This window comes from Proteus sp. G3927, from assembly GCF_963894685.1.
Lineage (GTDB): Bacteria > Pseudomonadota > Gammaproteobacteria > Enterobacterales > Enterobacteriaceae > Proteus > Proteus mirabilis.
The window spans coordinates 46310-72171 of record NZ_CAWQGX010000025.1; the positions used below are offsets into that span (position 1 = coordinate 46310).

At 35.0% G+C, this 25862-nt stretch carries 28 protein-coding genes and 1 pseudogene; 17 read left to right on the forward strand and 12 right to left on the reverse strand.

The window, feature by feature from the left end; genetic code table 11:
- The 6 genes from phoP to rluE all read right to left on the reverse strand — a co-directional run bounded on the left by phoP (nucleotide 1) and on the right by rluE (nucleotide 5184).
- Nucleotides 1–675, reverse strand: coding sequence for a two-component system response regulator PhoP (phoP, locus tag AACV00_RS08545; protein ID WP_004247114.1), 675 nt, complete (start codon nucleotides 673–675; stop codon nucleotides 1–3).
- Nucleotides 676–865: 190 nt separating this feature from the next.
- Nucleotides 866–2236, reverse strand: coding sequence for an adenylosuccinate lyase (gene purB, locus AACV00_RS08550; protein WP_107336961.1), 1371 nt, complete (start codon nucleotides 2234–2236; stop codon nucleotides 866–868).
- A 32-nt stretch (nucleotides 2237–2268) separates the two neighbouring features.
- Nucleotides 2269–2898, reverse strand: coding sequence for a high frequency lysogenization protein HflD (hflD, locus tag AACV00_RS08555; RefSeq protein ID WP_004247840.1), 630 nt, complete (start codon nucleotides 2896–2898; stop codon nucleotides 2269–2271).
- A gap of 2 nt (nucleotides 2899–2900) precedes the next feature.
- The gene (mnmA, locus tag AACV00_RS08560) at nucleotides 2901–4004 is read right to left on the reverse strand and encodes a tRNA 2-thiouridine(34) synthase MnmA (protein WP_004247117.1); all 1104 of its coding nucleotides are present in this window, start codon (nucleotides 4002–4004) and stop codon (nucleotides 2901–2903) included.
- Nucleotides 4005–4109: 105 nt separating this feature from the next.
- Entirely contained in the window at nucleotides 4110–4562 is a 453-nt protein-coding gene (locus AACV00_RS08565) for an NUDIX hydrolase (RefSeq protein WP_004247118.1), read from the reverse strand.
- Nucleotides 4555–5184: a 23S rRNA pseudouridine(2457) synthase RluE gene (gene rluE, locus AACV00_RS08570; RefSeq protein WP_004247841.1), complete on the reverse strand. Its 630-nt coding sequence runs from the start codon at nucleotides 5182–5184 to the stop codon at nucleotides 4555–4557. The genes AACV00_RS08565 and rluE overlap by 8 nt, the downstream gene beginning before the upstream one ends.
- Before the next feature lie 138 nt (nucleotides 5185–5322).
- Here rluE and icd point away from each other — a divergent pair, with 138 nt between their 5' ends.
- The 5 genes from icd to AACV00_RS08595 all read left to right on the forward strand — a co-directional run bounded on the left by icd (nucleotide 5323) and on the right by AACV00_RS08595 (nucleotide 10189).
- A complete protein-coding gene (gene icd, locus AACV00_RS08575) occupies nucleotides 5323–6576 on the forward strand; it encodes an NADP-dependent isocitrate dehydrogenase (protein WP_004247120.1) in 1254 nt (417 codons plus the stop codon).
- A gap of 131 nt (nucleotides 6577–6707) precedes the next feature.
- The gene (locus AACV00_RS08580) at nucleotides 6708–7151 is read left to right on the forward strand and encodes a hypothetical protein (protein ID WP_237584909.1); all 444 of its coding nucleotides are present in this window, start codon (nucleotides 6708–6710) and stop codon (nucleotides 7149–7151) included.
- 373 nt (nucleotides 7152–7524) lie between these two features.
- Nucleotides 7525–8400: a nucleotidyltransferase domain-containing protein gene (locus AACV00_RS08585; RefSeq protein ID WP_143475616.1), complete on the forward strand. Its 876-nt coding sequence runs from the start codon at nucleotides 7525–7527 to the stop codon at nucleotides 8398–8400.
- Nucleotides 8400–9062, forward strand: a complete 663-nt coding sequence (locus tag AACV00_RS08590) for a Cap15 family cyclic dinucleotide receptor domain-containing protein (RefSeq protein WP_143475617.1) — start codon at nucleotides 8400–8402, stop codon at nucleotides 9060–9062. The genes AACV00_RS08585 and AACV00_RS08590 overlap by 1 nt, the downstream gene beginning before the upstream one ends.
- Nucleotides 9063–9151: 89 nt before the next feature.
- Nucleotides 9152–10189: a YaaC family protein gene (locus AACV00_RS08595; protein WP_159290115.1), complete on the forward strand. Its 1038-nt coding sequence runs from the start codon at nucleotides 9152–9154 to the stop codon at nucleotides 10187–10189.
- A gap of 444 nt (nucleotides 10190–10633) precedes the next feature.
- Here AACV00_RS08595 and AACV00_RS08600 read toward each other — a convergent pair whose 3' ends face one another.
- From AACV00_RS08600 to AACV00_RS08610, 3 genes are read right to left on the reverse strand one after another with little or no spacing between them, the layout of a single operon-like run.
- On the reverse strand, nucleotides 10634–11224 hold the full coding sequence (locus AACV00_RS08600; RefSeq protein WP_143475619.1) for a DUF4326 domain-containing protein: 591 nt from the start codon (nucleotides 11222–11224) through the stop codon (nucleotides 10634–10636).
- Nucleotides 11221–11661: a DUF488 domain-containing protein gene (locus tag AACV00_RS08605; protein WP_143475620.1), complete on the reverse strand. Its 441-nt coding sequence runs from the start codon at nucleotides 11659–11661 to the stop codon at nucleotides 11221–11223. Before AACV00_RS08605 ends, AACV00_RS08600 begins: the two co-directional genes overlap by 4 nt.
- On the reverse strand, nucleotides 11661–12341 hold the full coding sequence (locus AACV00_RS08610) for a dual OB domain-containing protein (RefSeq protein WP_143475621.1): 681 nt from the start codon (nucleotides 12339–12341) through the stop codon (nucleotides 11661–11663). Before AACV00_RS08610 ends, AACV00_RS08605 begins: the two co-directional genes overlap by 1 nt.
- A 496-nt stretch (nucleotides 12342–12837) precedes the next feature.
- Here AACV00_RS08610 and AACV00_RS08615 point away from each other — a divergent pair, with 496 nt between their 5' ends.
- The 4 genes from AACV00_RS08615 to AACV00_RS08630 all read left to right on the forward strand — a co-directional run bounded on the left by AACV00_RS08615 (nucleotide 12838) and on the right by AACV00_RS08630 (nucleotide 16425).
- On the forward strand, nucleotides 12838–13014 hold the full coding sequence (locus AACV00_RS08615) for an isocitrate/isopropylmalate family dehydrogenase (RefSeq protein WP_255320234.1): 177 nt from the start codon (nucleotides 12838–12840) through the stop codon (nucleotides 13012–13014).
- Nucleotides 13015–13172: 158 nt separating this feature from the next.
- Complete coding sequence (locus AACV00_RS08620) at nucleotides 13173–13592, forward strand: hypothetical protein (RefSeq protein ID WP_236645537.1); 420 nt, start codon at nucleotides 13173–13175, stop codon at nucleotides 13590–13592.
- Nucleotides 13593–14408: 816 nt separating this feature from the next.
- A complete protein-coding gene (locus AACV00_RS08625) occupies nucleotides 14409–15971 on the forward strand; it encodes an HD domain-containing protein (protein WP_109847645.1) in 1563 nt (520 codons plus the stop codon).
- Between the two features lie 232 nt (nucleotides 15972–16203).
- Complete coding sequence (locus AACV00_RS08630; RefSeq protein WP_259693750.1) at nucleotides 16204–16425, forward strand: isocitrate/isopropylmalate family dehydrogenase; 222 nt, start codon at nucleotides 16204–16206, stop codon at nucleotides 16423–16425.
- Between the two features lie 195 nt (nucleotides 16426–16620).
- On the opposite strand, the pseudogene AACV00_RS08635 reads toward AACV00_RS08630, so the two are convergent.
- Nucleotides 16621–16752, reverse strand: a pseudogene (locus AACV00_RS08635) (transposase); the annotation flags it as partial.
- A gap of 316 nt (nucleotides 16753–17068) precedes the next feature.
- Between AACV00_RS08635 and AACV00_RS08640 the strand changes: the two are divergent.
- The 6 genes from AACV00_RS08640 to AACV00_RS08665 all read left to right on the forward strand — a co-directional run bounded on the left by AACV00_RS08640 (nucleotide 17069) and on the right by AACV00_RS08665 (nucleotide 23078).
- Nucleotides 17069–18274 (forward strand): hypothetical protein, encoded by a 1206-nt coding sequence (locus AACV00_RS08640; RefSeq protein ID WP_161680045.1) that lies wholly within the window; start codon nucleotides 17069–17071, stop codon nucleotides 18272–18274.
- 1284 nt (nucleotides 18275–19558) lie between these two features.
- Nucleotides 19559–20683 carry a lipase family protein gene (locus tag AACV00_RS08645; RefSeq protein WP_017628184.1) on the forward strand — a complete coding sequence of 375 codons (1125 nt, stop codon included), beginning with the start codon at nucleotides 19559–19561 and terminating at the stop codon, nucleotides 20681–20683.
- A 439-nt stretch (nucleotides 20684–21122) separates the two neighbouring features.
- Complete coding sequence (gene cspE / locus AACV00_RS08650; protein ID WP_161680043.1) at nucleotides 21123–21335, forward strand: transcription antiterminator/RNA stability regulator CspE; 213 nt, start codon at nucleotides 21123–21125, stop codon at nucleotides 21333–21335.
- A 7-nt stretch (nucleotides 21336–21342) separates the two neighbouring features.
- Nucleotides 21343–21483, forward strand: coding sequence for a cold shock small protein YmcF (gene ymcF, locus AACV00_RS08655; RefSeq protein ID WP_406819891.1), 141 nt, complete (start codon nucleotides 21343–21345; stop codon nucleotides 21481–21483).
- A gap of 184 nt (nucleotides 21484–21667) precedes the next feature.
- The gene (locus AACV00_RS08660) at nucleotides 21668–22126 is read left to right on the forward strand and encodes an Hsp20 family protein (RefSeq protein ID WP_004242516.1); all 459 of its coding nucleotides are present in this window, start codon (nucleotides 21668–21670) and stop codon (nucleotides 22124–22126) included.
- 490 nt (nucleotides 22127–22616) lie between these two features.
- Nucleotides 22617–23078, forward strand: a complete 462-nt coding sequence (locus AACV00_RS08665; RefSeq protein WP_004247908.1) for a hypothetical protein — start codon at nucleotides 22617–22619, stop codon at nucleotides 23076–23078.
- A 123-nt stretch (nucleotides 23079–23201) separates the two neighbouring features.
- Here AACV00_RS08665 and AACV00_RS08670 read toward each other — a convergent pair whose 3' ends face one another.
- Nucleotides 23202–23576 carry a winged helix-turn-helix transcriptional regulator gene (locus AACV00_RS08670; RefSeq protein ID WP_036920088.1) on the reverse strand — a complete coding sequence of 125 codons (375 nt, stop codon included), beginning with the start codon at nucleotides 23574–23576 and terminating at the stop codon, nucleotides 23202–23204.
- A gap of 89 nt (nucleotides 23577–23665) precedes the next feature.
- Here AACV00_RS08670 and AACV00_RS08675 point away from each other — a divergent pair, with 89 nt between their 5' ends.
- Both AACV00_RS08675 and AACV00_RS08680 read left to right on the forward strand, forming a co-directional pair.
- Entirely contained in the window at nucleotides 23666–24514 is an 849-nt protein-coding gene (locus AACV00_RS08675) for an SDR family oxidoreductase (RefSeq protein ID WP_012367816.1), read from the forward strand.
- A 240-nt stretch (nucleotides 24515–24754) separates the two neighbouring features.
- Complete coding sequence (locus AACV00_RS08680; RefSeq protein WP_004242521.1) at nucleotides 24755–24952, forward strand: hypothetical protein; 198 nt, start codon at nucleotides 24755–24757, stop codon at nucleotides 24950–24952.
- 23 nt (nucleotides 24953–24975) lie between these two features.
- Here AACV00_RS08680 and AACV00_RS08685 read toward each other — a convergent pair whose 3' ends face one another.
- The gene (locus AACV00_RS08685; RefSeq protein WP_049203874.1) at nucleotides 24976–25518 is read right to left on the reverse strand and encodes a hypothetical protein; all 543 of its coding nucleotides are present in this window, start codon (nucleotides 25516–25518) and stop codon (nucleotides 24976–24978) included.
- Between the last annotated feature and the right edge of the window lie 344 nt (nucleotides 25519–25862).

Below are 25862 nucleotides of genomic sequence, written 5' to 3' on the forward strand. Positions count from 1 at the left end.
TTAAGCTTTCATATCAAAACGATAACCTTGTCCACGTACAGTTACAATGACATCATTATCATATTTTTGGAGAATTTTTTTGCGCAGACGCCCCATAAGCACATCAATGGTATGACTTTCTCGCTGCTCTGCATCAGGATAAAGTTGGCGCATTAGCACATCTTTGCTCACCACTTTGTTTTGATTACGCATTAATGTTTCTAAAATAGTATATTCGAATGCAGTGAGCTTGATTTGCTCACCTAAGATCATGAACTCTTTACGTGATAAATCCAACTCAAAAGGGGCAATAGTCAGTATTTGTGAGGCAATGCCCATGTTTCTTCGCATTAATGCCTGAACGCGTGCCACGATCTCTTCAAAATGAAAAGGCTTTGTCACATAATCATCAGCACCGGCATTTAATGCAGTCACTTTTTCCTGCCAGCTTTCTCGAGCCGTTAATACCATAATGGGAATAGTAATATTATTTTCCCGCCATCGACGAATAAGGCTGATACCATCTTCATCAGGAAGACCTAAATCAACAATGGCGACATCAGGTGTACTTTCTGCGATAAAGTGATCGGCTTCTTTCGCATCTTGTGCTGCATCAACTTGATGTCCTGCATCGCGAAACTGCACAGATAAATGATGGCGAAGTAAGATATTATCTTCAATAATTAAGATCCGCATATTCCACCTTGTGTACATCAGTAAAAATCAGTTGCTGTAAGAGAAATTAAGATAATGATAGTCAATCTAGCACTTAAAGAATACCGTAACGGACAATGTGTTTAAGTTATAGATAGTTTTTATCTTATTTAGGACGGGTCATCGATATAAAAAAAGGCAGAGATTATCTGCCTTTTAAGTATGGGATAAATTAATCTAATTTATCAACAAGTTGACTGGCAAAACCAATATAGTTTTCAGGTGTCATCGCTTTTAAGCGTGTTTTTTCTTGTTCTGGTAGCGCTAAACCGTCAATAAACACAATCATATCTTGTGCCGTGATCCGTTTACCACGAGTTAACTCTTTAAGTTTTTCATAAGGCTTTTCAATACCATAGCGACGCATAACCGTTTGGATTGGTTCAGCAAGAACTTCCCAGTTGCTATCTAACTCTTCACGAAGATGACTTTCATTAACTTCTAATTTATTTAAGCCTTTCATGGTTGATTGGTAAGCGATTAATGCATAACCGATACCGACACCTAGGTTACGTAGTACGGTTGAGTCAGTTAAATCACGTTGCCAACGCGAAACAGGTAATTTGCTGGAAAGGTGACCCATAACGGCATTAGCTAAACCTAAATTACCTTCAGAGTTTTCAAAATCGATAGGATTCACTTTATGAGGCATTGTTGATGAGCCAATCTCACCGGCAATGGTCTTCTGTTTGAAGTGATTAAGAGCGATATAACCCCAAATATCACGGTCAAAATCAATTAAAATTGTATTAAAGCGGCTGATGCAATCAAAAAGCTCGGCAATATAGTCGTGTGGCTCAATTTGCGTAGTATATGGGTTCCATGTGATCCCCAATGAAGTAACAAATTCTTCACTAAATTGGTGCCAATCAACTTCAGGATAGGCAGCTAGGTGAGCATTATAGTTACCTACTGCACCATTAATTTTACCTAAAATTTCTACTTGAGTAAGTTGGCGATATTGACGCTCCATACGGTATGCAACGTTTGCAAACTCTTTTCCTACCGTTGAAGGTGTTGCCGGTTGTCCGTGAGTACGAGAGAGCAGGGGTAAATCACGATATGCTTGCGCCATTTTACTGATAGTATCAATAAGCTCGCGCCATGCTGGTAGTAGCACTTCTTGGCGTGCTGTTTCTAACATGATGGCATGGGATAAATTATTAATATCTTCAGAAGTACAAGCGAAGTGAATAAACTCAGAAACTTGCTGTAGTGCAGGGATAGCCGCCACTTTTTCTTTTAAGAAATATTCAACCGCTTTCACATCATGATTGGTGGTGCGCTCGATCGTTTTGATACGGGTAGCATCATCTTCATTGAAGTTAGCAACAATTGCATCAAGGTAATCGATTGCGTTTTGTTCAAAGGCGGGAACTTCTTTAATGTCGGTGCAAGATGCTAGCTTTTGTAGCCAGCGAACTTCTACCTGTACACGGAATTTCAAAAGACCGAATTCACTAAAAATAGTCCGTAACGACGAAGTTTTACTACCGTAACGACCGTCAATCGGTGAAATCGCTGTCAGCGAAGATAATTCCATTGTTGGCAACTCCCAGGTTGAATTTTAAAGTATTAACATTGAGCGAGAAAATCATCAGTTTGTCGTAAGATGGTTTTTTGATGGAGTAAAAAATCAAAACGGCGACCACCTACTTGACGCCAAAGTACGGCACTACGAAGACCTGTCAGAAGTAATCCACGAACTTTGGCTTGAATAATAGGGTTTTTAAGCAACTCAATCGAACCATTAACTTGAATTTTTGGCCCTACAGGGCTGACCGCATCACTATAAACGCCAGCGAGAGCATTAAATAATCCGTCAGAAAGCGGTTCAAAATAATTTTTTTGTCGTTCAAGTTGAGATATTTTTTGTGATAAATGCGAACTGTAATCGTTATTTTTGTTGATGATACGTTCAAGGTTAATCAGGCCTTGTTGATAAGTCATCAACTCAAACGTGAGTTTTTCTCTTCTTACCGCTTGATGGATAGCTTTTATGGTTTGAAAACCTAATTTCAAATGACTTATTTGATTACCATAAACATCCAAGGTTGAAGTTGGGTTGATATTAAAAATGCTGTTAACCATGACTTCAACATCTTTCTCGTCTGCATTCCCTTGATAAGCAATTTGCTGAACAAGACGACTTGCCTGGCAGATACCTGCCAGTGCAAGGGTAATATCACGAAAATCTTTAGCCACATCTACTCCTGAATACGTGTTTCAATAATACCGCCACCTAAACAGACTTCGTCTTGATAGAAAACGGCCGATTGCCCCGGTGTAACAGCAGCAACAGGATAGTCAAAACGGACTTCAATTTTATCTTCATCTAATGGTGTTACTGTACACGGAATATCAGCTTGGCGATATCGTGTTTTCACCGTGCAACGAAAAGCTTCGGTAATAGGCTCTCTTGCGACCCAATGAAGTTGTTGAGCAATTAAGCCTACGGACATTAATCGAGGGTGTTCATGACCTTGTGCGACAATTAATATGTTATTTGCAACATCTTTATCGACTACATACCAAGGATCTTCGCTACCTTCTTTTGTGCCACCGATACCCAGACCTTTACGTTGACCTAAGGTGTGATACATCAACCCTTGATGTTCACCAATGGTTTCGCCATCTACGGTGACGATAGGACCCGGTTTGGCAGGTAAATAGCGCGATAAGAAATCAGTAAACTTGCGTTCACCGATAAAACAGATCCCCGTAGAGTCTTTTTTCTTGGCGGTTGCTAAATCAAGCTTCTCGGCAATTTTTCTCACCTCAGGTTTTTCCATTTCACCGACAGGGAAAAGGCTTTGGGCGATTTGCTGATGACTTAATGTATATAAGAAGTAGCTTTGATCTTTGTTGTTATCAACACCGCGCAGTAATTGGCTTTTACCATCAATATCACGGCGACGAACATAGTGGCCCGTTGCAATATAATCGGCCCCTAAATCTTCGGCTGCATATTCTAAAAACGCTTTAAATTTTATCTCTTTATTACATAGAATATCGGGATTAGGGGTGCGGCCAGCTTTATATTCAGATAAAAAGTGTTCAAATACATTATCCCAATATTCAGCGGCAAAATTGATAGTGTGAAGTTCTATGCCAAGCTTATCACACACGGCTTGCGCGTCGGCAAGGTCGGCAGAAGCTGAGCAATATTCTGTATCGTCATCTTCTTCCCAGTTCTTCATAAACAGACCAACGACCTGATATCCCTGTTCCTTAAGAAGATAGGCTGAGACGGATGAATCTACGCCACCGGACATTCCAACGATGACTTTTTTTTGGCTGTTATCTGACATGAATGGATCTCACTGCGAAAAAATAAGCGCCATACTTTACCATATCACTATCAAGGGTGCATCAAACGAATACATTTTTTGCCTTCTTAACTATGAAAGTCATTGTTAAGAGGCAAATGTTGAACCAAAGCTATCCAGTAAAGAGAGTGGATAACGTTCATTTTGTTGATAACAAAGAATACTTTCTTTTACCAGCGGTGAACGTAATTGTTGGCTATTGATTATCTCTTGCGCGGTCACCCAGTAGCAGCCATTAATATCATCGTCATGTGGTTGTGTGGCTAATTGTTCTGGTGCTTCTATCAAAAATAAAAAACGCAAAAATGGCGTATTGTCCGGTGCCACCCACTGATGTAATTTCAAAAAATATTGTACCGGCAAGGTTAAACCAGTTTCTTCCCATAACTCTCGTTGTGCCGCTTGGATCAGGGTTTCATTTGCTTCTAAATGTCCTGCGGGTTGATTCCATGTGGCTTTGCCATTTACCGTTTCTTCAACAACTAAAAATTTATTGTTTGCATGAACAATACAAGCAACAGTGACATGTGGTTTAAACAAAATTAATCTCCTTCCATTGACCCGGTAATAGATTATCCAAGGTAATATTTCCCATGCTAAAACGAATTAAGCGTAATGTGGGATAACCAATATGGGCAGTCATACGTCTAACTTGGCGGTTTTTTCCTTCAAATAAAGTGATTTTTAACCAGCTAGTCGGAATAGATTGACGCTCTCTAATAGGTGGAAATCGCTCCCAAACCCACGTTGGCTGTTCTACCCTTTCAATTTTTGCAGGTAGTGTTTTCCCATCCTTTAGGTTAAGTCCTTCACGAAATTGTTGTAACGCTATCTCTGTGGGAATGCCTTCTACTTGAGCATAGTAGACTTTCCCTGTTTTTTTATTTGGTTGAGTTAATTTGGCCTGTAATTTGCCATCATTTGTTAATACTAACAGACCTTCACTATCTCTATCTAACCGTCCTGCCGCATAAATATCAGGAATGGGGATAAAATCTTTTAGCGTTTTTCTACCGCTGTCATCGGTAAATTGCACAAGGACATCGAAGGGTTTATTAAAGATAATCACTTTACGCTCACCTCTAGGGCGAGAAGGTTTTTTTTGTCCTGCTAGTGCGTGAGATTTGCGTAGTTTCGATCTATTGTTAAATTGATTTGCCATAGCTATTTTTTGTCAAAAATGGGAGATTGATTATACCTTAAAAGAGAAGCGATTGGCGTTAGCTGAATAATCAAGTAGTATTGACAGGTCTCTTACAAAAAATTAACAAAGCGTGCGCTTACATGAAAGGAGAGGTAAATGGAAAGCAAAGTAGTTGTTCCGGCTAATGGTGCTAAAATTACATTAGATGCTAAAGGTAAGCTTGTTGTTCCAAATAATCCGGTTATCCCTTATATCGAAGGGGATGGTATCGGTATCGATGTCACGCCAGCAATGTTAAAAGTTGTTGATGCAGCGGTTGAAAAAGCTTACGGCAATGAACGTAAGATTGAGTGGATGGAAGTCTACACCGGTGAAAAATCAACACAAATTTATGGTAAAGATGTTTGGCTGCCAGAAGAAACCTTAGATCTTATTCGTGAATATCGTGTTTCTATTAAAGGTCCTCTTACTACACCAGTAGGTGGTGGTATCCGTTCATTAAATGTGGCACTACGCCAACAACTCGACCTTTACGTTTGCCTGCGCCCAGTGCGTTATTACAAAGGCACTCCAAGCCCAGTAAAACACCCAGAACTGACGGATATGGTTATCTTCCGTGAAAACTCAGAAGATATCTATGCCGGTATTGAGTGGAAAGCCGGCTCAGCAGAAGCTGATAAAGTGATTAAGTTCCTGCAAGATGAAATGGGTGTAACCAAAATTCGCTTCCCACAAGATTGTGGTATCGGTATTAAGCCGTGTTCAGAAGAGGGGACTAAACGTTTAGTTCGCGCAGCGATTGAATATGCAATTGATAACGATCGCGACTCCGTTACATTGGTGCATAAAGGTAATATTATGAAATTTACCGAAGGTGCCTTTAAAGATTGGGGTTACGAATTAGCCCGTGAAGAATTTGGTGGTGAGCTGTTAGATGGTGGTCCTTGGGTTAAAATTAAGAACCCTAAATCAGGCAAAGATATTATTGTTAAAGATGTTATCGCAGATGCATTCTTACAACAAATCCTGTTACGCCCAGCCGAGTATGATGTTATCGCTTGTATGAACCTAAATGGCGACTATATTTCTGATGCATTAGCAGCACAAGTTGGTGGTATTGGGATTGCTCCTGGCGCTAATATTGGTGATGAGTGTGCATTATTTGAAGCGACTCACGGAACAGCACCAAAATATGCCGGACAAGATAAAGTTAACCCAGGCTCTATTATTCTCTCCGCGGAGATGATGCTACGCCACATGGGTTGGACAGAAGCCGCTGATTTAATCATTAAAGGTATGGAAGGCGCAATCGAAGCGAAGACCGTTACTTATGATTTCGAACGTCTAATGGACGGCGCTAAACTGCTAAAATGTAGCGAATTTGGTGACGCGATTATCAAACATATGTAATTGTTGATTTGATAAATAGTTAACGGGAGCTTATTAGTTCCCGTTTATTTTTTGTACTATAAAATTATTCCCCAAAACCCCACCAAAACTATTCCCCAAAACAGTACAATTAAAAATGTGGATTATCTGAAGTGATTTCTGAGAACAATGCGTGGTGTGTGAATTTAATTGATACTATTCAAGGTAATTCAGCAGAATATGAGCTCTATGTATTTGTGAAGTATTCTTATCATATTTCACTTCATCCTCAAAAATGGGGAATTCAAATTTATCATAAAGGTGTTATTACACACGCTTCAAGCCAAAGACCGCTTAATTTATTAGAGGGAAATAACTTTGTACTCACAGGAAATAATTGGAATGGCGTGGATGTCGGGTTTCCTTGTGCGGTATTAATCACAACAATAGGGCATATTGGGATGATGGATTCGATGGGAGGAAAAACAATTAGGGTAACCCTCTGTGGGCGAGGTAACCGCATTATCCCTCATTCCATGATAGTAGCCGAAAAGATGTCAACAACCTCACTAGGTAAGCAGTATTTTTATATTGATGTGAGGGAGTATGGTGGGTAGAAAGAGTTTAGATGGTTGGTTTAGTTGTTGAGTACGAAAGATCATTAAAGGAAAATATATATTCGCTGGTGTTTGGATCTATGCTAGGCGCAGAATCAATTTCATCCCGTTTTCACATTTAATTTTGAAATTTTTAATAAATTACTAGGTATATTCATGTTAATAGTAGTGTAATTGGGTGCGTAGAAAATTATAGAATTAAAAATCTTCTATTTAAATTTGTCACTTGTTAAATCACAAAGTTAAAAGGAATCCTTTGAATTATAGGTATATAGGAGTTAGTTTGAGACTGACAAAAGTGAAAAAGTATAGAACTGTGTGATGTGTGGACACATTTTTTTGTTAATTTATCAGCCCTTTCAGAGGATAAGTAATGAATTTGGAAGATAAACTGTCCGGATGGACAGGTCCTTCGAGTAATACGGAGCAGGAAAAACAAGAAAGAACGGAGCGGATGATTCGCCAAGCGATTGACTCACACGAACCATTCGACAATTGCTCACTAAAGGTTTATGCGAAGGGATCATTCGCTAATAATACTAATGTGCGTTCAGATAGTGATGTGGATATTGCTGTTGAATGTATAGAGGTTCAATATTGGGATGAATCGGAGAAAGGGGTGCATACTCCAGGGAAACTATATGAGGGTATTTGGACTCCAGAAAAGTTAAGAACCGAACTTCTTTCTGCCATGAAAGCAAAATTTCCTGGGCAGATAGATTCATCGGGTACCACTGCAATACAAATAAATTCTAATTCAGCGAGAGTAGATGCTGATGTTGTTCCATGTTTTAGCTATCGTTACTACATGAAAAATAGATCGATAAATGGAACGAAAATATTTAAAACTGATGGGAGTCATATTGTTAACTACCCAGCCCAACAGATGAAAAATGGAACAGAAAAGAATAATCGAACTGGTTATGCCTATAAAAAAGGTGTTCGTCTGTTAAAGCGTATTGAAAATTCAATGGTCGAAAATGGGACATATCACGAATTGCCATCTTTTTTTATGGAATGCTTAGCTTATAATTGCCCAGAAACTGTATTTGCTCATTCAACATGGACAGAACGGCTCAAAGCTATGCTTATACATATTTGGGATAGACTACAAGGTGATGAGCCAACCACTGATCGCTGGTTGGAAGTGAATGAATGCTTTTTTCTTTTCCACTCAAATCAAAAATGGACTCGTGAAGATGGGCGTGAGTTTGCTAAAGCAGCTTGGAACTACTTGGAATTCAAGTAATGCGTAATGCGACATTTAAAAATTCACTATACCTGTTAATCGGATTTTCAGCAGTCGCTTGGATTTTTCTCGTTTATATTAATGGGCTAGATTTGTCCAATATAAAAAGTTTTTTAGAGCTTGTTCCAAAAGTGGTCAGTATTGATCTTTTGGTGGTAGCTCTATTCGCTAAATGGGGTTGGAAATTTAAAATCTTTAGAGGCTGGCTTGTTCCCTTTCCAAATTTGAACGGAAGCTGGGTAGGTTTTATATATTCAGATTGGAAAAATCCTAAGACGGGAGAAAAGGTACCACCTATACCAGTAATGCTTACTGTGAATCAATCTTTCTTCCACATTAGCTGCATGATGCGTACGAATGAAATGGAAAGCTATTCGTATTCTGAGGGTTTTCTTATCGATCCTGAACGGCAAATTAAAAATGTCGCATATTCCTATGGAAGTAGACCTAGGCTCAGTTTGACCGAGCGAAGTATTCCTCATGATGGAACTGCTGTGTTCAAGATTATTGAAAATCCGAAGCAAAAATTAATAGGAAGATATTGGACAGAAAGATTAACAAAAGGGGAAATAGTTCTTCAATATCATTCAAAAGAATTACTTGAGGAATTTCCTGAAAATTTTGGTGGGCATCCCGTAACAGAAGATGAAAATCGACGCTAGTAATATGCGGCGACTATAGGGTTATTTTTCGGCAGGCTACAATATTTATCATAAAATAAAAGTTATATACATTAATCTGGAGAAATAAATTGGTTGATCTGGCTGAAGTGGAAATTAAATATGGTTTTCCTCTTTTCTCAAAACCTTCCTCTGTAGTTAATCTAGGGAAAAATGAAAAGATTGTAATATCAGATATTTGGGCGTTCTGGGACTATGTTATAAAAAAAACGAGTAATGATCGTAAAGGAGAGGATTTTTTAAGGTCACTTCTCGAACAGGCAAAACACTTTTATATAACAGCGGAAACTAGCCCAGTAAAAAGCCAGCCTCTCCTTTATTATTATTCATTTCTAAATTTATCAAAAATAATAATAAATCTTACTGGTCAACATGGTTCCAAGAAAATGTATATGCACGGAATGAATGAAAATCATAATAATAAATTTTCACAGTCAACAATAACAAAACAAAAACAAAAACAAAAAATTGTTCAAGTTGCACATGAAATCGTTTCCATATTTGACCCTAATATAGCTAAAACAGATGTTCTTTTAAACGTGAAAGAGCTCCTAAACCACTGTGTGGGAGTCCATAGAGCCTACTCTGAAATTTATAATCAAACTGAAGTCTTTTATAAGATAGCGAATTATAAACTATTCAAGAAAGGAAAAGAGCTAATTTTCAAGGCAGAACTTCAATGTTCGGATATTGACATGGCAAGTCTCACAGCTTGTGGATACTCGATAACACAAGATGATAATGGAATATTTTATTACACTACCAAAATAACTATGTCTACATATAAGCCAACACGAAAAGATTATGCTGAACTAAGCCAGAAAATACAAAATAAAGGAATTTGGTACTTTATAGGCAACACTGGTTATACAATGTATCTTTCAAACTCATCTATAGGTCGTTATAGTCAAGAGTCTATTATTTACATGGTGATGTTTTACCTTGGTTCTATAACACGTTACCATCCATACATGTTTGATGAAATATTTTCTGACAAAGAGCAATGGTTAATGAGTGAGTTTCTAAACACACAACCTAAACAATTCTTATATTTGGCGACTGCCAGAATTCTTGGTCAAAGTGTTCTGAAAGCTTACGCTAGTTTTTAGAAATATTACAATGTGTCGTAGTAGCATTGTGTCCACCTCATATTTTTTCAGGATAACTGTCATAATTAAATTTCCACATCACAGAAGATTTGATTATGTCTAAGTCACCGTGGAATAAAAATCGTATAATTGGGAAAAATGATCGTTTAAAATATCTCATATCTAGGGAAATTAGCTTTAGATAGTAAACTTAGAGGTTGTAATTTACTACTAGAAAACAAAGAACCTTCGTGTAACTCAGCTATTACTTGGACATAAAAAGCTCGAAAGCGCAGTTCGTTATCTAGGCATTGAAGTCGATGGTGCAGAAATAGCTGAGTCAATTGAAGTATAATTTCGTCAGGACTGTTTAGTTACCCTGTCTCAAGAGCGGATGTCATCCAGAATAGTGTAATAATTTAATATGGAATAGATCAGATGGCGTTTAAATATTTTAGGGGGATTTTACTCACCATCATCTAATTCATTAAGATATTGAGCGAGGACATCGCCATGGCACGCATAGGGTTTACAATGGCATCCCAATGTGTGTCCTCTTAATTTCTTGAGTTTTTCTTTGAAATCATTCCCACCCTTCAGATAATCACGATCAAAATCGTACTTGAACTTTCTTATTACTTCATCTCGATCACCATCTACACCTATTGCATAAGGGTTTCCCCACAGGGTTCCTCTTCCACAATAAGTATCGAAGTGTTCACCTCGATCTTTATTCGAAACGAATGTGATTTTGTCCATAATATATCGCACAGTAATTTTATTGGACAAAACATCTCGGTGATGAAGAAATGCTGGCTTAGTGGCTGAATCAAAAATAACTGCGTGAGTTAAACCAATAGAAGACGGATCGGCAAGTAATTCAGGTGCAAGCTCCGTCAAAGTATCTGCAGTGAAAAACTGTTTGATTAGATTATGATGATCTTCAAAGTAAAATATTTTATGGTCATTTGACTTGGAAAATATTCGAGTAAGTTTGCGCTCAAATTTTCCCTTAGAGGCAAAGTTAAAATGATACATTATCAGTACTTTCTTCATATCAGGTGCTTAACCTCAAAATCAGTATTCCAATGGTTATTTAAGTACTCTATCACAAGCCGGCGATGACAGTAATGTGGTTTATGTTCACTACAAAGTAAACAGCTATCTTCGATCAAGGATTTATCTATACGCTCGATATTTCTTTTTGCCATTAAATTCAAAAAATTATCTTCATAGGCTACCCATGAAATATTCCCTTTCTTATATAAATTTAATATTTCTTTTGTTGGGGCGAGATCTGGAAGATGTATATAGTTTACATTGCACAATTCCTTAAGAAAGTACTTAAGGTCGTTCTTTTTGGCAAATCCAGAAAGTTGAGAAATATTGTTTAAACGGACATCTACTAAGTTTTTAATAGTTGGTTGTGATTTTATAAGTGAAAAAAACTTCTCTGCAGTTTTTTCAGTAAAGCCAATTGAAAACACTTTCATTATTCAACCCTTATAATAGACGCTGCAATTTTCCAATAATGTTGCAAATGTTCCCCAGCTAAACTTACAGTCATATATGAATTAAAAATTTCATACTCGCCATTTTCATGTGTTCTAAACTCGTCAAGAACTCCAGCATCCATTAATGAAAAAATATATTCCACACTGTTATAGAAGAATCTCGCTCTTACTTTTCGGCGAGGAGTACCGAAATCTTCCCCTTCAGTAGCAATATGAATAAAAAGCCTTGTTGGTCTTATGAAGAATAATGATTGTCTTGGTCTTCCAACCATACCAACAGGAACTTTATCGTTTAAACCGTTCGTACTATGTGTACCGTTTTCCCACAAAGACGGAGGTGTTTCTAGGAAAGGAGCTAAGAATTCATGTGATTTAGGATATGCTGAAATATACCTCCATTTAACACCATGATTAAAATAAATATTTTCACGTTGCATTGGGTGACTTTGGTTTTCACCGACATCAATTTCAACAACAGAAAGTTTGGTAGCTGAGTTTCCATTATCACAGATACGATCAATATCGTGTACTTGGCCTTCACCTGTGGAGCATACAGGTCGTACCCAGCCGTTACATACATTATCAACCAATTCAATGCCTGCGACACAACGTCCACCAGGACGGTAAGAGCAAGCTAAAAGTACTAAACGTTTGATCATTGATTAAGTCCTTTAATGAAATAATAGGATTTAACATAATGAAAATCCAATCTATACCATATTTGATTTTTTCATGTCCATTCGCGAATAATCACCAGTTTAACCAGATTTTTATTATTCAAAATATCACAATGCTAGCCCTGTTTTTCGTTCAAAACTGACAAGTAGATTTGAGATATTGCATGATAAATTATTCTTTTTTGTTCCTAAAATATTCTTCACTACATGAGTATAGCGAAGAATATTTAATTTAAATAAGAATTCCCCAATTTATTACTAACATGAATTTTTATAATTAAAATTCCTGTTATTTACTATAAATAGTAGGCCTAATTTTTTTGATTACATACTTGATAAGTTCGTAACCATTTAAAATATCTTCCCCAAAACCACCCCAGTGTAAACTAAAAATCAACCAGTTACATACAAACCAAGATCACATAAAAAAAGATTATCACCAACAATAATTATAATTTATTTAATAAGTTACTTAATTATTATGGGTATAATGCTACGCCATATGGGTTGGACAGAAGCCGCTGACTTAATCATTAAAGGTATGGAAGGCGCAATCGAAGCTAAGACCGTTACTTATGATTTCGAACGTCTAATGGACGGTGCTAAATTGCTGAAATGTAGCGAGTTCGGTGACGCGATTATCAAACATATGTAATTGCTGATTTGATAAATAGTTAACGGGAGCTTATTAGTTCCCGTTTATTTTTTGTACTACAAAATTCTTCCCCAAAATATCCCCAAAACTCTTCCCCAAAACAGTACAATTAAAAATGTGGATTATCTGAAGTGATTTCTGAGAACAATGCGTGATGTGTGAATTTAATTGATATTATTCAAGGTAATTCAGCAGAATATGAGCTCTATGTATTTGTGAAGTCTTCTTATCATATTTCACTTCATCCTCAAAAATGGGGAATTCAAATTTATCATAAAGGTGTTATTACACACGCTTCAAGCCAAAGACCGCTTAATTTATTAGAGGGAAATAACTTTGTACTCACAGGAAATAATTGGAATGGCGTGGATGTCGGTTTCCCCTGTGCGGTATTAATCACAATAATTGGGCATATTGGGATGATGGATCCGATTAGAGGAAAAACGATTAGAGTAACTCTTTGTGAGCGAGGTAACCGTATTATTCCTCATTCCATGATAGTGGCTGGACAGATGTCAACAACCTCACTAGGTAAGCAGTATTTTTATATTGATGTGAGGGAGTATGGTGGGGGATAGAAAACCACGATGAAGGGATGAGTACGTAAGAATTATAAAGCAAAGTATATATTTCTTAGTGATTATTATCATAGCTGGCATCAAGCTAGCTGTTCAAGACTAGAGTGAGATTTGCTTAGTAGGCAATTACAGAACTTCGATCAATTTAGTTTGATTCTCTATCTCGATCTTAACTCTATTCATACTCTCATATGCAATTCTAGCTTCCTCCCCCCTGATTTTTCTATTTTATCATCATTTCCCATATAACTTGCAGAATGCTCAATTGCTTCTTTGTATTGTTGTTTTAGTGTGTAAAAACATGAGGTAGTTTTACAAGTTTTTTTGTAAAGTTAAGTTCAATATTTACATTATTCATTTGAATTCCTACATGAGGCTAAATCATACCTACTAAGGAAAATAAGGTTTTGTAGAAAGAGTTTGGTACTTAGTTTATTACAGCATTCATTAGATGTAATGTTTAATGTGATGGAACTACTTAGTTATCATGAATGTAACGTCTGCCACCAGCTCGAGATGAATTTCATATTTAAGTATCTATATCATTTTTATTCTCGCCCTTAAGTGAAATTATGCAATCATAATTCTATACTGTTTTAAATATCTCAGAATATGAGCTTAATTTAGACCCTAGTGTTTATTTGAAGTGTGCCATCCCATCAATCAGGATTACAATCCAAATACATAGGTTATTTGAATATATGAAGCCATATTGATATGCTGTTTCATAATATATTTTTTATTAAAAAACCAATGAAAAACTGTAAATATTAATACTATTTAATTTAATAATAACCATACAAAAAGGAAAGTATCGTGGCACAAGAAAAAAAACCTGAGAACTTCGAAGACCTGCTTTTAGGGAAGTTTCTAGATCCCATACATGGAGTTATTCGAATTACTAAGCTTGAAAAAAAAATAATTGACCATCCTTTATTTCAAAGACTAAGAGATATTAGACAGAATACTTTTTTATATAAAGTATTTCCTTCTGCAATGCACTCTCGTTTTGAGCACTCAGTTGGAGTGATGCATTTATCGTATGAAATATTGAAAAATCTAGATTTAAATGCATTAATTTATAATCGTAAAAATGAGAGTGTTGACCTCTATCTGGATATAAAAAAAATACCAATAAACCTTATCCAAGAACTGCGTATTGCAGCTTTGTTACATGATGTTGGGCATGGTCCTTTAGCCCATCAATTCGATAGTTTTGCAATAGATATAGATAAATTCAAAGAAAAATGTAAGATTGAAGGCACTAATAAATACGATAAGATCATATCACTAGCTGAAAATGGAGAAAGAAAATTAAGTCACGAACAAGTATCATGTATTTTTATTAAGGAAATTATTGATGAATTGAAAAATAAAGCTGAAAGCGAATCAGATGGTGACGATGTTTATAAAGAAAACATAAATATAATTAACACAGATAGTATTATAAGAATCGTTGAAAAAAACTATGAATTTGAAAATGAAATAGAAGGTCTGAATATATATCCTTTGTTAGGTTCAATCATATCATCTTCACCTATAGATGCAGATAGAATGGATTACTTACTGAGAGATAGCTATTTTTCAGGTGTTAAGTATGGGATTTATGATTATGGACGATTGCTAATGTCATTTATTCCTGTAAAAGATGAAAATAATGTTTACTTGGCATATAAAGAAAGTGGTATGGATTCAATACTAGAGTTTGCTAATGCAAGAAGTGGTCTTTATAGTCAAGTTTATTTCCATAAAACCAATCGTGCGCTATCTGCCATGCTTAATAAAGCGTGCTCTGACTCAGATACTGTTAATGTTATATCTTTAGATTCTAGCGATACAATCATTGATATAATGAAAAATTTTTATCGAAATAACCCAGATAAGAAATTTTTAGAGCATACGCTTAAAAATGTATTAAATGGCCCTTCAAAAGAAATAATTAATGATATTGTTAATAGAAATGTGTGGAAAAAAATATATGAAAAAAAACACACATTTTCTAATGTTAGACTTTCAGATAATACATTCAAAGAATACAAAAAAGAAATATCTAGAGAAATCAACTCTATTCTCGAAAATGCTAAAATTGGAAAAGAATGTGCTCTTGACTTTCAGATCGAAGATAATTTCAAAGACATTGAAAAAAGCCAAGCTAGAATTATTAAAAAAGAAATAAATGGTAAGTATAAAATAAATAAACTGTGTGATTTTAATGAAGCACTTCAACCATATCACTATGTTAAGTTTTTTATTCGTGTTTTTGTATCAAAGTCTACTCAATCGACAAATATTAGAAAATTCGAACAGTTGGTTGAAGATATTGAAGAAGTTGTTAAAGATAAAATCAATGATATTGAAATGCAAAAAAAGCAACAATAGAATCCTAGAGTTCTCGTAACATATTCTTTAATGCTAAAGCCCCATCGCCGTTAGTTATTCTCAGTAGCTAACGGTGACCATGTCTAATGGTGACCATGTCTAATGGTTAGTATGATCTAGTTATTTTCATTGTACTGGTCGCTAAGTACATTTGAAATCACTTCCCCAAAACCACACCAATCCAAACTAAAAATCAACCAGTTACATACAAACCAAGATCACATAAAAATAAATAATTACCCAAACAATTATAACTTATCTAATAAGTTACATAATTATTATGGGTATAATACTACGCCACATGGGTTGGACAGAAGCCGCTGACTTAATCATTAAAGGTATGGAAGGCGCAATCGAAGCGAAGACCGTTACTTATGATTTCGAACGTCTAATGGACGGCGCTAAACTGCTGAAATGTAGCGAGTTCGGTGACGCGATTATTAAACATATGTAATTGTTGATTTGATAAATAGTTAACGGGAGCTTATTAGTTCCCGTTTTTTATTGTCAATTTTGAAATGGTTATCAAAAAGTTATCAAAACGAGTTATCAAAACCACCTGAAATTTGAGCAATTAAATCACGATTTTTATCTAATTTTTGGCGTTCAAGTTGTTACCTGATTACTCAGCGTCGAATTTTGCTTTTCAGTTATAAAGTAATTTATCGGTGATCCCTAAAGAAGCTACCGCTTTTGGGACGCTATAACCTTGTTCGCTGACTAATGCGACCGCTTCTTGCTTAAACCCAGTAGTATAAACACTGTTTGTTCGTTTTTTCATTTAACACTTCAATAGTTAGATTATATTCCATTATTAAAGTGCCCTGTTTGATTAAAGTAGATCAAATAACCCCTAAATTTAATTACTTATAATAAATAAATATTTTTTATTTCTTAATTAAAATTTTTGTTTTAAATAGGCTACTTATTCTAATTTCAATAGTCTATTAATGAATGGTTTAATTTATTTTTCTATCTTTATTTTTAATTATCTTAAAATAATGAAATGGCTGATGTAATCATATTTAAAAGTGATATTATTATTTTATAATCATTTATATATTTACATTATTTTTATTTTAATGCTGGAGATACACGTGAATAAAATAGCTCTTTCGACAAAGTATCGAAATTCGATGTATCCATCAATGATAAAAAAAATAGGGGGATACGGTTTATCGTTATTCTTGATACCAATAATATTCTTTCATTCCGCTAATGCGTTAGAGTTATCCGTTCCTATTGGCTCAACAGGTTATTTAGGGGAGGTCACTCCGCCAGTTGGTTCAACAACGAAAAATTATGGGATGGTAAGTTCAGTGCTTCAGGCGAATAGATCTTATATAAGTTTTCGGTGGGAGCCTAGTCAATTTGTGATAAGTGACCTGCCTTTTTACCCCGAAATCGGTCGAGTGGGTGTGGCTATCTACAATAAAAGCAATCCCAAAGGGGCCTTTATTGTTTTAGCACCCAGTGGATATGGTTTGTTGCGTTATAAACGGGCTAACGATACATATGAGAATGCTTCATTTGCATTTAGTCGTTCCAAAACCACCGCTATGACAAATATGTATAATAATTTTCCCTCTAATTCTGATGAATTAAGTTGGGGTCTTTTGCCCAGACAAGGCAATAGTAATTTTTTCTCAGCACGATACGTAGATGGTAGTGATAAAGTTCATTCGTTAACATTAACAATATCCAGTTATTCCGCGTATGCCATCGGGCCATTAGAGGCCGGTGAATATGCCATGCGTGATGATTCAAAATTTTATGCCGTCATTCGCACTAGTTCAGGTTCTTTTGCAAGATCTAAAACATTATTAAGTTCAATGGATAATGTGAATATTAAAGCACTTAAAGCCTGTGACGTTATCCCCCAAACGTCTACCAATATTCAGTTTCCGACTCAAATCGCGAAAAATTATGCAACACCTACTAAATTAGCAGATAATTTAGCTAGTATCAGTGTCAATTGTCCTTATGCTAATAAAAATATTTATCTCACCCTGAGCCCTTTTAATAATTTAGTCTCAGGCAGTGAAACAGGGATGGAGCTATCCACCAGTAGCACTGAAAATATCACCACACTGCCTTATGTGGTGGCTTCTTTAAAATCTGCACAATCAAGTATTTGTCAAGCCAATGCACAAGAGGCCTTGCGACTCGTCGGTAGTAATAAACTAGCACAACAAAATATGAAGAGTTTTACACAAAACATAATTTTTAACCTTTGTGCTAATGGCAATATCAAAGCCAATAAATATACAGGGGCAATTAATGTAGCAATTTTAATTGAATAGCGGTATTCCGGTATTATTGATAACTGGCTTGCGCACTACATGCTATGTTAAAGAGGAGTTTTGATGATTTAGGTAACATAAAGAAATCATTTAAAAAATATTTAACATCCATTAGGTAGGGTAGTGCAAACTGTACTTGATAGCCATCAGTTAATTGCTGGTGGTTTTTTATTGAAGAAGATTATGTCAGATAAACAAGAGATAGGTGAGTTTATCTACAAAGTCTTTTCAGAGCTATTTTAATATTAAATATTTTTCTCCAACTGATGATATAGTCACTAGTTAATATACTAAGCTTAATAAGCTATTAAAAATAATATCCCTATATTTGTCAATATTGTTTTAATAAATTTAATTTAGGTTTTATTTTAACTTTTGATGCTATTGTTTTGATTTATATGTAGGTACACTCATTATCAACTATATTGCAGATATAAAGATAACTATGTATATGGTGATATTCCAATATATACTTCAGGTGCGCTATTTGAGGGCGATGACTATCTTATCGACGTGAAAGGTAAATACATTGGTCTAAGATTACGGATTGATTGGATATGATGATCCGTAAGGCTGTTGCTAAAGAACCTCATAACTTTTAATTAATAAACTTACTTCTGTGAGCTTATTAATTGGCTTTTTACAATAATGAATAACATAGTTATATAGAGAATGGTATTTATAAACAAAAAATACCCTGTGATTTTTATACTCACAGGGTGTTTAAATGAAGCAAAAATAAAACTTAATTAGATATCAACACGGGGGTTGATAGAGATTTTAATATAACCAATTAGTTAGAAAGCCTCTAATAGTAACTACTAAGTATTGCAATAGATTAAACCAATTTGTCCATAGCATTATTAATGTGTATTAGTTGCAATGAGATGCCAAAGGAGAAATTTAAAATAGCTTCGCCAATAAAATCTAACCCATTAGTAATATCGACACTATTTGCAGCAAGGCGATCACGTGATGATTTATCAACATTTTTTTGTACTGATTAACTATACCTAGTTGGCGAAAAGATAAATAGTACACATTAATATACAAAATACTGTAATTGTATACAGTAAAAGATTGCATTTCGAAAAAATTTGCCTTATCATCTCTAAATAGTGGGCAATTTGTTACTAAGCACACTAAACTTTGTTAAACCTCACTCATTTAGTGAGGTTTTTTGTTATCTGAAATTAGCGAATAACAGGCCTAAAAACATGCCCTAGTTATAAGACTAATTAAGTTAAATGGAAAAAAACTTATCAATAATATAAGGAAATATTTATGGAACACTTTACTAAAAAATCGTTATTTACCTGCGATAAAACTAATGAAAATCTCCCTAATAAACCGGGTGTAATAACACATTGCCAAGAGCTAGCGTCTGACTTAGGGTTAAGCGAAGCTTTTGCGCAATACACAATATCTTATACTTCTTGTGATAGTGTTCATGGAGAAATTATCCGTGAAGATACTGGTGCTGTTTTTATTCCGAAAAGTCAGGCACCTAAAGATGGTTGGCCTGTCATTGTATGGAATCATGGTACGGTAGGGATAGCGCCAACTTGTGCTCCCTCATTAACGCCTAAAAATAGTCGCGTATCGCAATATTTAAATACTTGGCTATCCCTTGGGTTTGCGATTGTTGCACCAGATTATCCAGGTTTAGGCTCATCAGGGTTGCATCATTATATGGATGAAAGAGCAACAGCATGGAGCGCTTTGGATAGTGCAAAAGCTGTCTTGAAAGGTGGGTTTTCGCTAAGTAATCGCTTTATCTTTATGGGGCAATCTCAAGGGGCTCATGCTGCATTTGCCTCTGTCGGCTATCAGCCTGAATATGCACCAGAATTAAATATCTTAGGTGCGATAGTGACAGGGACGCCTTATTTTAGTGATAATCTACTTGAAAACTTTATTAGTGATGGTGTTCAAGATGAAGGTGATAGAAAGCTACCTTACGCGATGTACTTATATCTTTCTGCTGCTGATAAAAATCCAAACTTAAAAGTGGAAGATTATTTCCAAGAATTAGCAATACCTTATGTTGAAAAAGCGAAAACGCTTTGTATCAGTCCATTAAGTCAATTAGTAATGGATAATAAATTAAACGCATCAAATAGCTTAAAACCTAAGTTTTACGAGCTATTAGAGCAAGAAGCGTCAAGTTTAAATTATAGAAAACTTCTTGTTGATAAGCCCGTATTTATAGGGATTGGTTTAGAAGATATTCATGTGTTAACTCGTTGGCAACAAGAGTTTGCAAGAGATGTATTGGAAGCAGGCACAAATGCATATGTATATGAATATCCGAATATTGGTCATTTAGATGTATACAATGTCTCTTTGCGAAATTCAGTGCCTTTTGTATTTGAACTGATGAAAAATGAGCATAGCAAAATAGACTAAAAACTATTTTATAACTGATTAATTTCTATCTTAATCTTATTCTTATCATTTGAATGTGGAAAGATGAGTGATATGAGATGCCAGATCATGTTTTGGTTAAAAGATATCTGGTATCTCTTTTTATTTTAATTCTTTGATTTAAGGAAATAAAAAATTATTTTTATTGATAAGTTTTTATGATTTTGTCTATATCAATCTTATTGATAGATTTTTTATTCACCAAAAATAAAGTTTGCTATCTGAGTTTTTCTATGGCTTAATGATGTCACTGGTTTGGAAGTACAGACCTATTTATGTTAGTCAGTTTAAAGTTGTTCCCGTTTAGCGTTATCCTTGATACCACTTCATTGCGAATTCCTTCTAATTAATTCCCATAAGTAAAAATACCAAACAAACCACATATGCCTTATGGCAAATTAAATAAATTAAAGGAAATTCTATGTCTAATTCAATGACTGGTACAGTAAAATGGTTCGATGAAGGTAAAGGTTTTGGTTTTATTACTCCAGCAGATGGCAGCAAAGATGTATTCGTGCATTTCTCTGCAATCCAAAGTGATAACTTCAAAACATTAGCTGAAGGCCAACAAGTTTCATTTATCATGGAAAATGGTATGAAAGGCCCTGCAGCAGGCAACGTGGTGGCTCTCTAAAGGCGCTATTACAATTCGCCTCTATTTTAAATGCCCAAGTTGTCGCGGTTCACAATATAGAACATCACAATTTGATGTTACAGTGAACAATCCACACGGCGCAAAATGTATCTTTTGCAAAAGTGTGATGACAGCTCAAATGAGCTAAGCATTAAATAGTTGAATATACAAAACCTCGCTTCGGCGGGGTTTTTTTGCTATCTACAATCTTATATTGACTAAAGATAAAAAATTTATATTTTAGGGCTTGAAAAATGCTTGCTCGTTCATATTTATATATTGGGCCAATCAGATATCGCCCATAATTCAATAAATACTGAAGGAGGAATTATATGCCTAATATTAAACCTTTTTCATTATTCCCAACTTTATCTGACAATCTACTTTCAAACCGTTTTGATCAGATAGATCGCCTGTTTAGTCAGTTAACAGGCAGTAAACCAATTTCATCACCGACTCAGACTTATAATCTGAAACAGATTGATGATAACCATTATGAACTAACAGTGAGTGTGCCTGGATATCAAGAAGATGACTTATCGGTTTCATTGAAAGGAAGTCGCTTATTGATTGAAGGGAAAAAAGAAGAAAAATTAGAAGAAGACAATGATAAATGGATCCACCGAGGTATATCTCAAGGGCAGTTTACATTGCAGTTTGACCTCGGTAAAAATGTCAAAATAGAAAAAGCCGATTTATCAAGTGGACTTCTGACCATTGCTATTGAGTATGAGTTACCTGAAGAAGAAAAACGGCAAACAATAGCGATAGAAAATAAAGATAAAAGCTAATTTAGTGAGATAGCTTAAATAAGATTAAGGCTGCACATAATGTGTAGCCTTAATTTTTTGTAATAGCCTATAAATTATAATATTTGAATAAAGAAGGGCAAAATAAACCAGATGCTTAAAGAAGTGCAAGCTTACACTAGAAAAATGGATTGGGTGTTTATGGCTCGCAATAGATACACTTAATCGTTGGAGTATATGTGTTCATAACAAACCTCTTTAAGAGGGGGCACTTTATGTGAACGCATAATGAGATTTAACCATGATAGTTTATACAGTAGTAAATGTTTAAAAGATTAAATACTGTTGATACAAGAAAGTATGTCAAAAAATGATATAGATATTTATACTAAATATTTAAAAGATAAGTTATTAGTAAATAATATACCAGTTTTTATTTATTATCTAATATAGAAATGAGTTTTCTATTATTAAAATAATGACTTCAGAATAAAGAAACGATATGATTTATTTTATTTAAATAGGAACTGTTATGAAAAAGCCACTTTCTTTATGGATAACTCAATTTTTGATTGTCTGCTGTATTATACTGATATTATATTTTTTTATAACCAATGCATCACTGTTATTAAATTTGTATAGTTTTGATATGCCCGCTGAGATAAAGATAGAAATTTATTTATGGAGTTTTATTCGTTTGTTAGTTTTAATTATACAAATATCAGCGCTTTACTTTTCCTTTAGGTGCGATAAAAGGGCGCGGGTATTGACTATCTTAGCTTGGCTACCAATCATTATCGTCATGTTATGGAGCAATTTCCATGATGGGTTAACTTCTTTGAACGAAAGTGGTATAAGCTATGATAATGATGCTCAAAGATCTGGAGGGATTATAGGTAAACTTATTCTGGCTGGATTATCCCTTTGGTTGACATCTATTATATTATTTTCAAAAAAATTAAAGCGTTATTTTCTATTTGAGAAAAGTGAATGATTTTTTTGACTACAAAAATGGATGGCTCAATAACCATCCATTTTTATTGCATAAAGATATCTTGGTATAAATAATTATTAACTAAAGTATAAATACATAATTATTAGAAATAATATCTGTATACTACTCCACTTCTTGTCGTGACAAGATATTAGGTAAATTTATTTCTATCCAATCCGCAAGAAGCGTGAGTTTCTCACTTATTTGCTCACCAAGATCTGTCAAAGAGTACTCTACATGGGGTGGAACAACAGGATATGACATTCGGTTAATAAAACCATCTTGCTCCAATACTTGTAACGATTGAGACAGCATTTTCTCACTTACTCCGCCAATTTTACGTCGTAAATCACTAAAACGATGTGTTCCATCTCGTAGGGCTATTAAAATGAGTATGCCCCAACGACTTGTAACATGTTTGAGGATCTCTCTGGATGGGCACTGTTTAGAAAATAAATTTCCTTCACGTAATTGCTGCGAGAGTGTGGATATTGTCATTTTATACTTACCTTTTTGTATGTACTTACTTTTAGTAAGTTTAGGTGCTATGTTATCAAAACACAAGTGATACATTAAGGAGTTATCTTATGATTGCAATTACTGGTGCAACAGGCCTATTAGGTCAACATGTGATTGAAAACCTTCTTCAAACCGTTCCTGCTAATCAAATAGTGGCATTTGCTCGTGATGTAAAAAAAGGATCGTCTTTAAGTCAGAAAGGCGTTTTAGTACGTCAAGCGGATTACAATGATAAAGCTTCATTAATAACAGCTTTACAGGGCGTCGATAAATTACTTTTAATTTCCTCAAGTGAAGTTGGCAAACGTACCATTCAACATCGTAATGTCATTGAGGCAGCAAAATCAGCAGATGTACAATTTATTGCTTACACTAGCATATTACATGCTGATCGCTCTCCATTAAGCTTGCATGTGGAACATGTAGAAACAGAAAAAATGCTAGCTGATTCTGGGATATCTTACACTTTATTACGAAATGGCTGGTATACAGAAAATTATCTGGCAAGTGTCCCTGCAGCAATTGAGCATGGCGTTTTTCTGGGGGCGGCTGGTGATGGCAAAATAGCTTCAGCCACTCGGGCCGATTATGCATTGGCTGCTGCTCGGGTAATTAGTGAAGAAGGACATATAGGTAAAGTGTATGAGCTTGCTGGTGATGAAGCTTGGACATTAGAGCAATTGGCTAAGGAATTGACTAAACAAAGCGGGAAGCAAGTGATATATAACAATTTAAGTCAGGCCGATTTTGTCGCTGCGTTAAAAACGGCAGGCTTACCCGATAAATTATCAAATATGCTGGCTGATTCTGATATCGGCGCATCCAAAGGTGGATTATTTGATGATAGTCATACCCTAAGTAAATTAATTGGCCGACGTACAACAACACTTGCGGAGAGTATCAAAGCAATATTGTAAATCGATAGCTAATATCTATTCTATTTTCAGTTTAATTTTTGGGCACCCTAAGAGTTGAAATTTTGGGTTTCACATGCAGGGTGCCTTTCATAAGCATTATTATTTATGATAGGTGAGCATCAATTAATAAAAGATTAATTTTAGTCGTAAAATAGTAGGATAGACTGCTACACTAGGTAACAAAAATGAATATAACTAAATGATATTGAAAAATATTTATTCAGCTCAATAGGACTTTATATGAAGCTAGTTTCAGCGATATTATTAACTTTATTTTTTGTTTCAGGATGTTCGACATCACAGTCTGATATTGATAAATATGAGCAATCGAGTAAAGATGCGATGAAGCCAGATCCATATTCTGACAGCGTAATCAATACGATTAGACAGCACCAGAAGATCACCGTATGTAATAGTAAAATTGGTGGGTGCTATTGATTTAATACGGTACAGCGTTAAGGTTAAACAATATACTTTAGGATATTCTGTGCAATTAAAGACACAGATGCGTTACCATCAATAATAATGTCAGCACTCAGTTTTTCTCTTTCTGTCATTGCCGTATATGAGGGGCGTGAGTAGATTAAGTACTCTTCTAAATAATGAATAATATCATTTCCACTTTTCTCTTTATAATCACGCAATATTCTTCTTGCTAATGCGATATCTAGTGGTGTATCAATAAAAAAGGCATAGTCGATCATCTGTTGTAGCGCTGGGTGAGATCTGGCAAAAGGATAATCCAAAATGATATGAGTATATTGAGACTCTTCTATTGTCTGATTAACTTGTTCAACAAATGGCTTTATATCCCATTCGCTATAATTACCACCTTGTTCTATCCACTCATCGATATCTTCAGGTGCTGTAGGGCAGTCGAAATCATCAAAATGAAGGCATTTGCTTGATGGAAGCTTTTCTCTTATATAATGAGATAGTGCTGTTTTGCCGCCACCTGCAATTGAGGTGATAGAGATAATTATAGGTGATTTTATAGAACTCATTGTTAGCTCATAATCAAAATAAAATTGCATAGGGTATTATATAGACTAATTTATATTAAGTATAATTTATTTATAGTATTCTGAATAAGTTCAGTTTTTAGAAAAACTTAATTAATTATAGTAAGAGGTAGGAATTAATAAACTATACTATATATTAATATAACTCAATAAGTAACATCGATTTTTTGATTATAAAATAAGCGGTATTATTTGTAAAAATAGTTATAATAACCAGAGTGATCACTTATTTTCACTAAGAGCATGAACGTTTACGCGTTAACATTATCCAAGGCAAACGTTTAGTTTTTATTTTTGAGTGAAACATACATCTTTCGACTTTTTTA

Coding starts and splice junctions, on each gene's coding strand:
- phoP (WP_004247114.1), bottom strand. CDS start 675: ATGCGGATCTTAATTATTGAAGATAATATCTTACTTCGCCATCATTTA.
- purB (WP_107336961.1), bottom strand. CDS start 2,236: ATGGAATTATCTTCGCTGACAGCGATTTCACCGATTGACGGTCGTTAC.
- mnmA (WP_004247117.1), bottom strand. CDS start 4,004: ATGTCAGATAACAGCCAAAAAAAAGTCATCGTTGGAATGTCCGGTGGC.
- rluE (WP_004247841.1), bottom strand. CDS start 5,184: ATGGCAAATCAATTTAACAATAGATCGAAACTACGCAAATCTCACGCA.
- icd (WP_004247120.1), top strand. CDS start 5,323: ATGGAAAGCAAAGTAGTTGTTCCGGCTAATGGTGCTAAAATTACATTA.
- AACV00_RS08585 (WP_143475616.1), top strand. CDS start 7,525: ATGAATTTGGAAGATAAACTGTCCGGATGGACAGGTCCTTCGAGTAAT.
- AACV00_RS08590 (WP_143475617.1), top strand. CDS start 8,400: ATGCGTAATGCGACATTTAAAAATTCACTATACCTGTTAATCGGATTT.
- AACV00_RS08600 (WP_143475619.1), bottom strand. CDS start 11,224: ATGAAGAAAGTACTGATAATGTATCATTTTAACTTTGCCTCTAAGGGA.
- AACV00_RS08605 (WP_143475620.1), bottom strand. CDS start 11,661: ATGAAAGTGTTTTCAATTGGCTTTACTGAAAAAACTGCAGAGAAGTTT.
- AACV00_RS08610 (WP_143475621.1), bottom strand. CDS start 12,341: ATGATCAAACGTTTAGTACTTTTAGCTTGCTCTTACCGTCCTGGTGGA.
- AACV00_RS08645 (WP_017628184.1), top strand. CDS start 19,559: ATGGAACACTTTACTAAAAAATCGTTATTTACCTGCGATAAAACTAAT.
- cspE (WP_161680043.1), top strand. CDS start 21,123: ATGTCTAATTCAATGACTGGTACAGTAAAATGGTTCGATGAAGGTAAA.
- AACV00_RS08660 (WP_004242516.1), top strand. CDS start 21,668: ATGCCTAATATTAAACCTTTTTCATTATTCCCAACTTTATCTGACAAT.
- AACV00_RS08665 (WP_004247908.1), top strand. CDS start 22,617: ATGAAAAAGCCACTTTCTTTATGGATAACTCAATTTTTGATTGTCTGC.
- AACV00_RS08670 (WP_036920088.1), bottom strand. CDS start 23,576: ATGACAATATCCACACTCTCGCAGCAATTACGTGAAGGAAATTTATTT.
- AACV00_RS08675 (WP_012367816.1), top strand. CDS start 23,666: ATGATTGCAATTACTGGTGCAACAGGCCTATTAGGTCAACATGTGATT.
- AACV00_RS08680 (WP_004242521.1), top strand. CDS start 24,755: ATGAAGCTAGTTTCAGCGATATTATTAACTTTATTTTTTGTTTCAGGA.
- AACV00_RS08685 (WP_049203874.1), bottom strand. CDS start 25,518: ATGAGTTCTATAAAATCACCTATAATTATCTCTATCACCTCAATTGCA.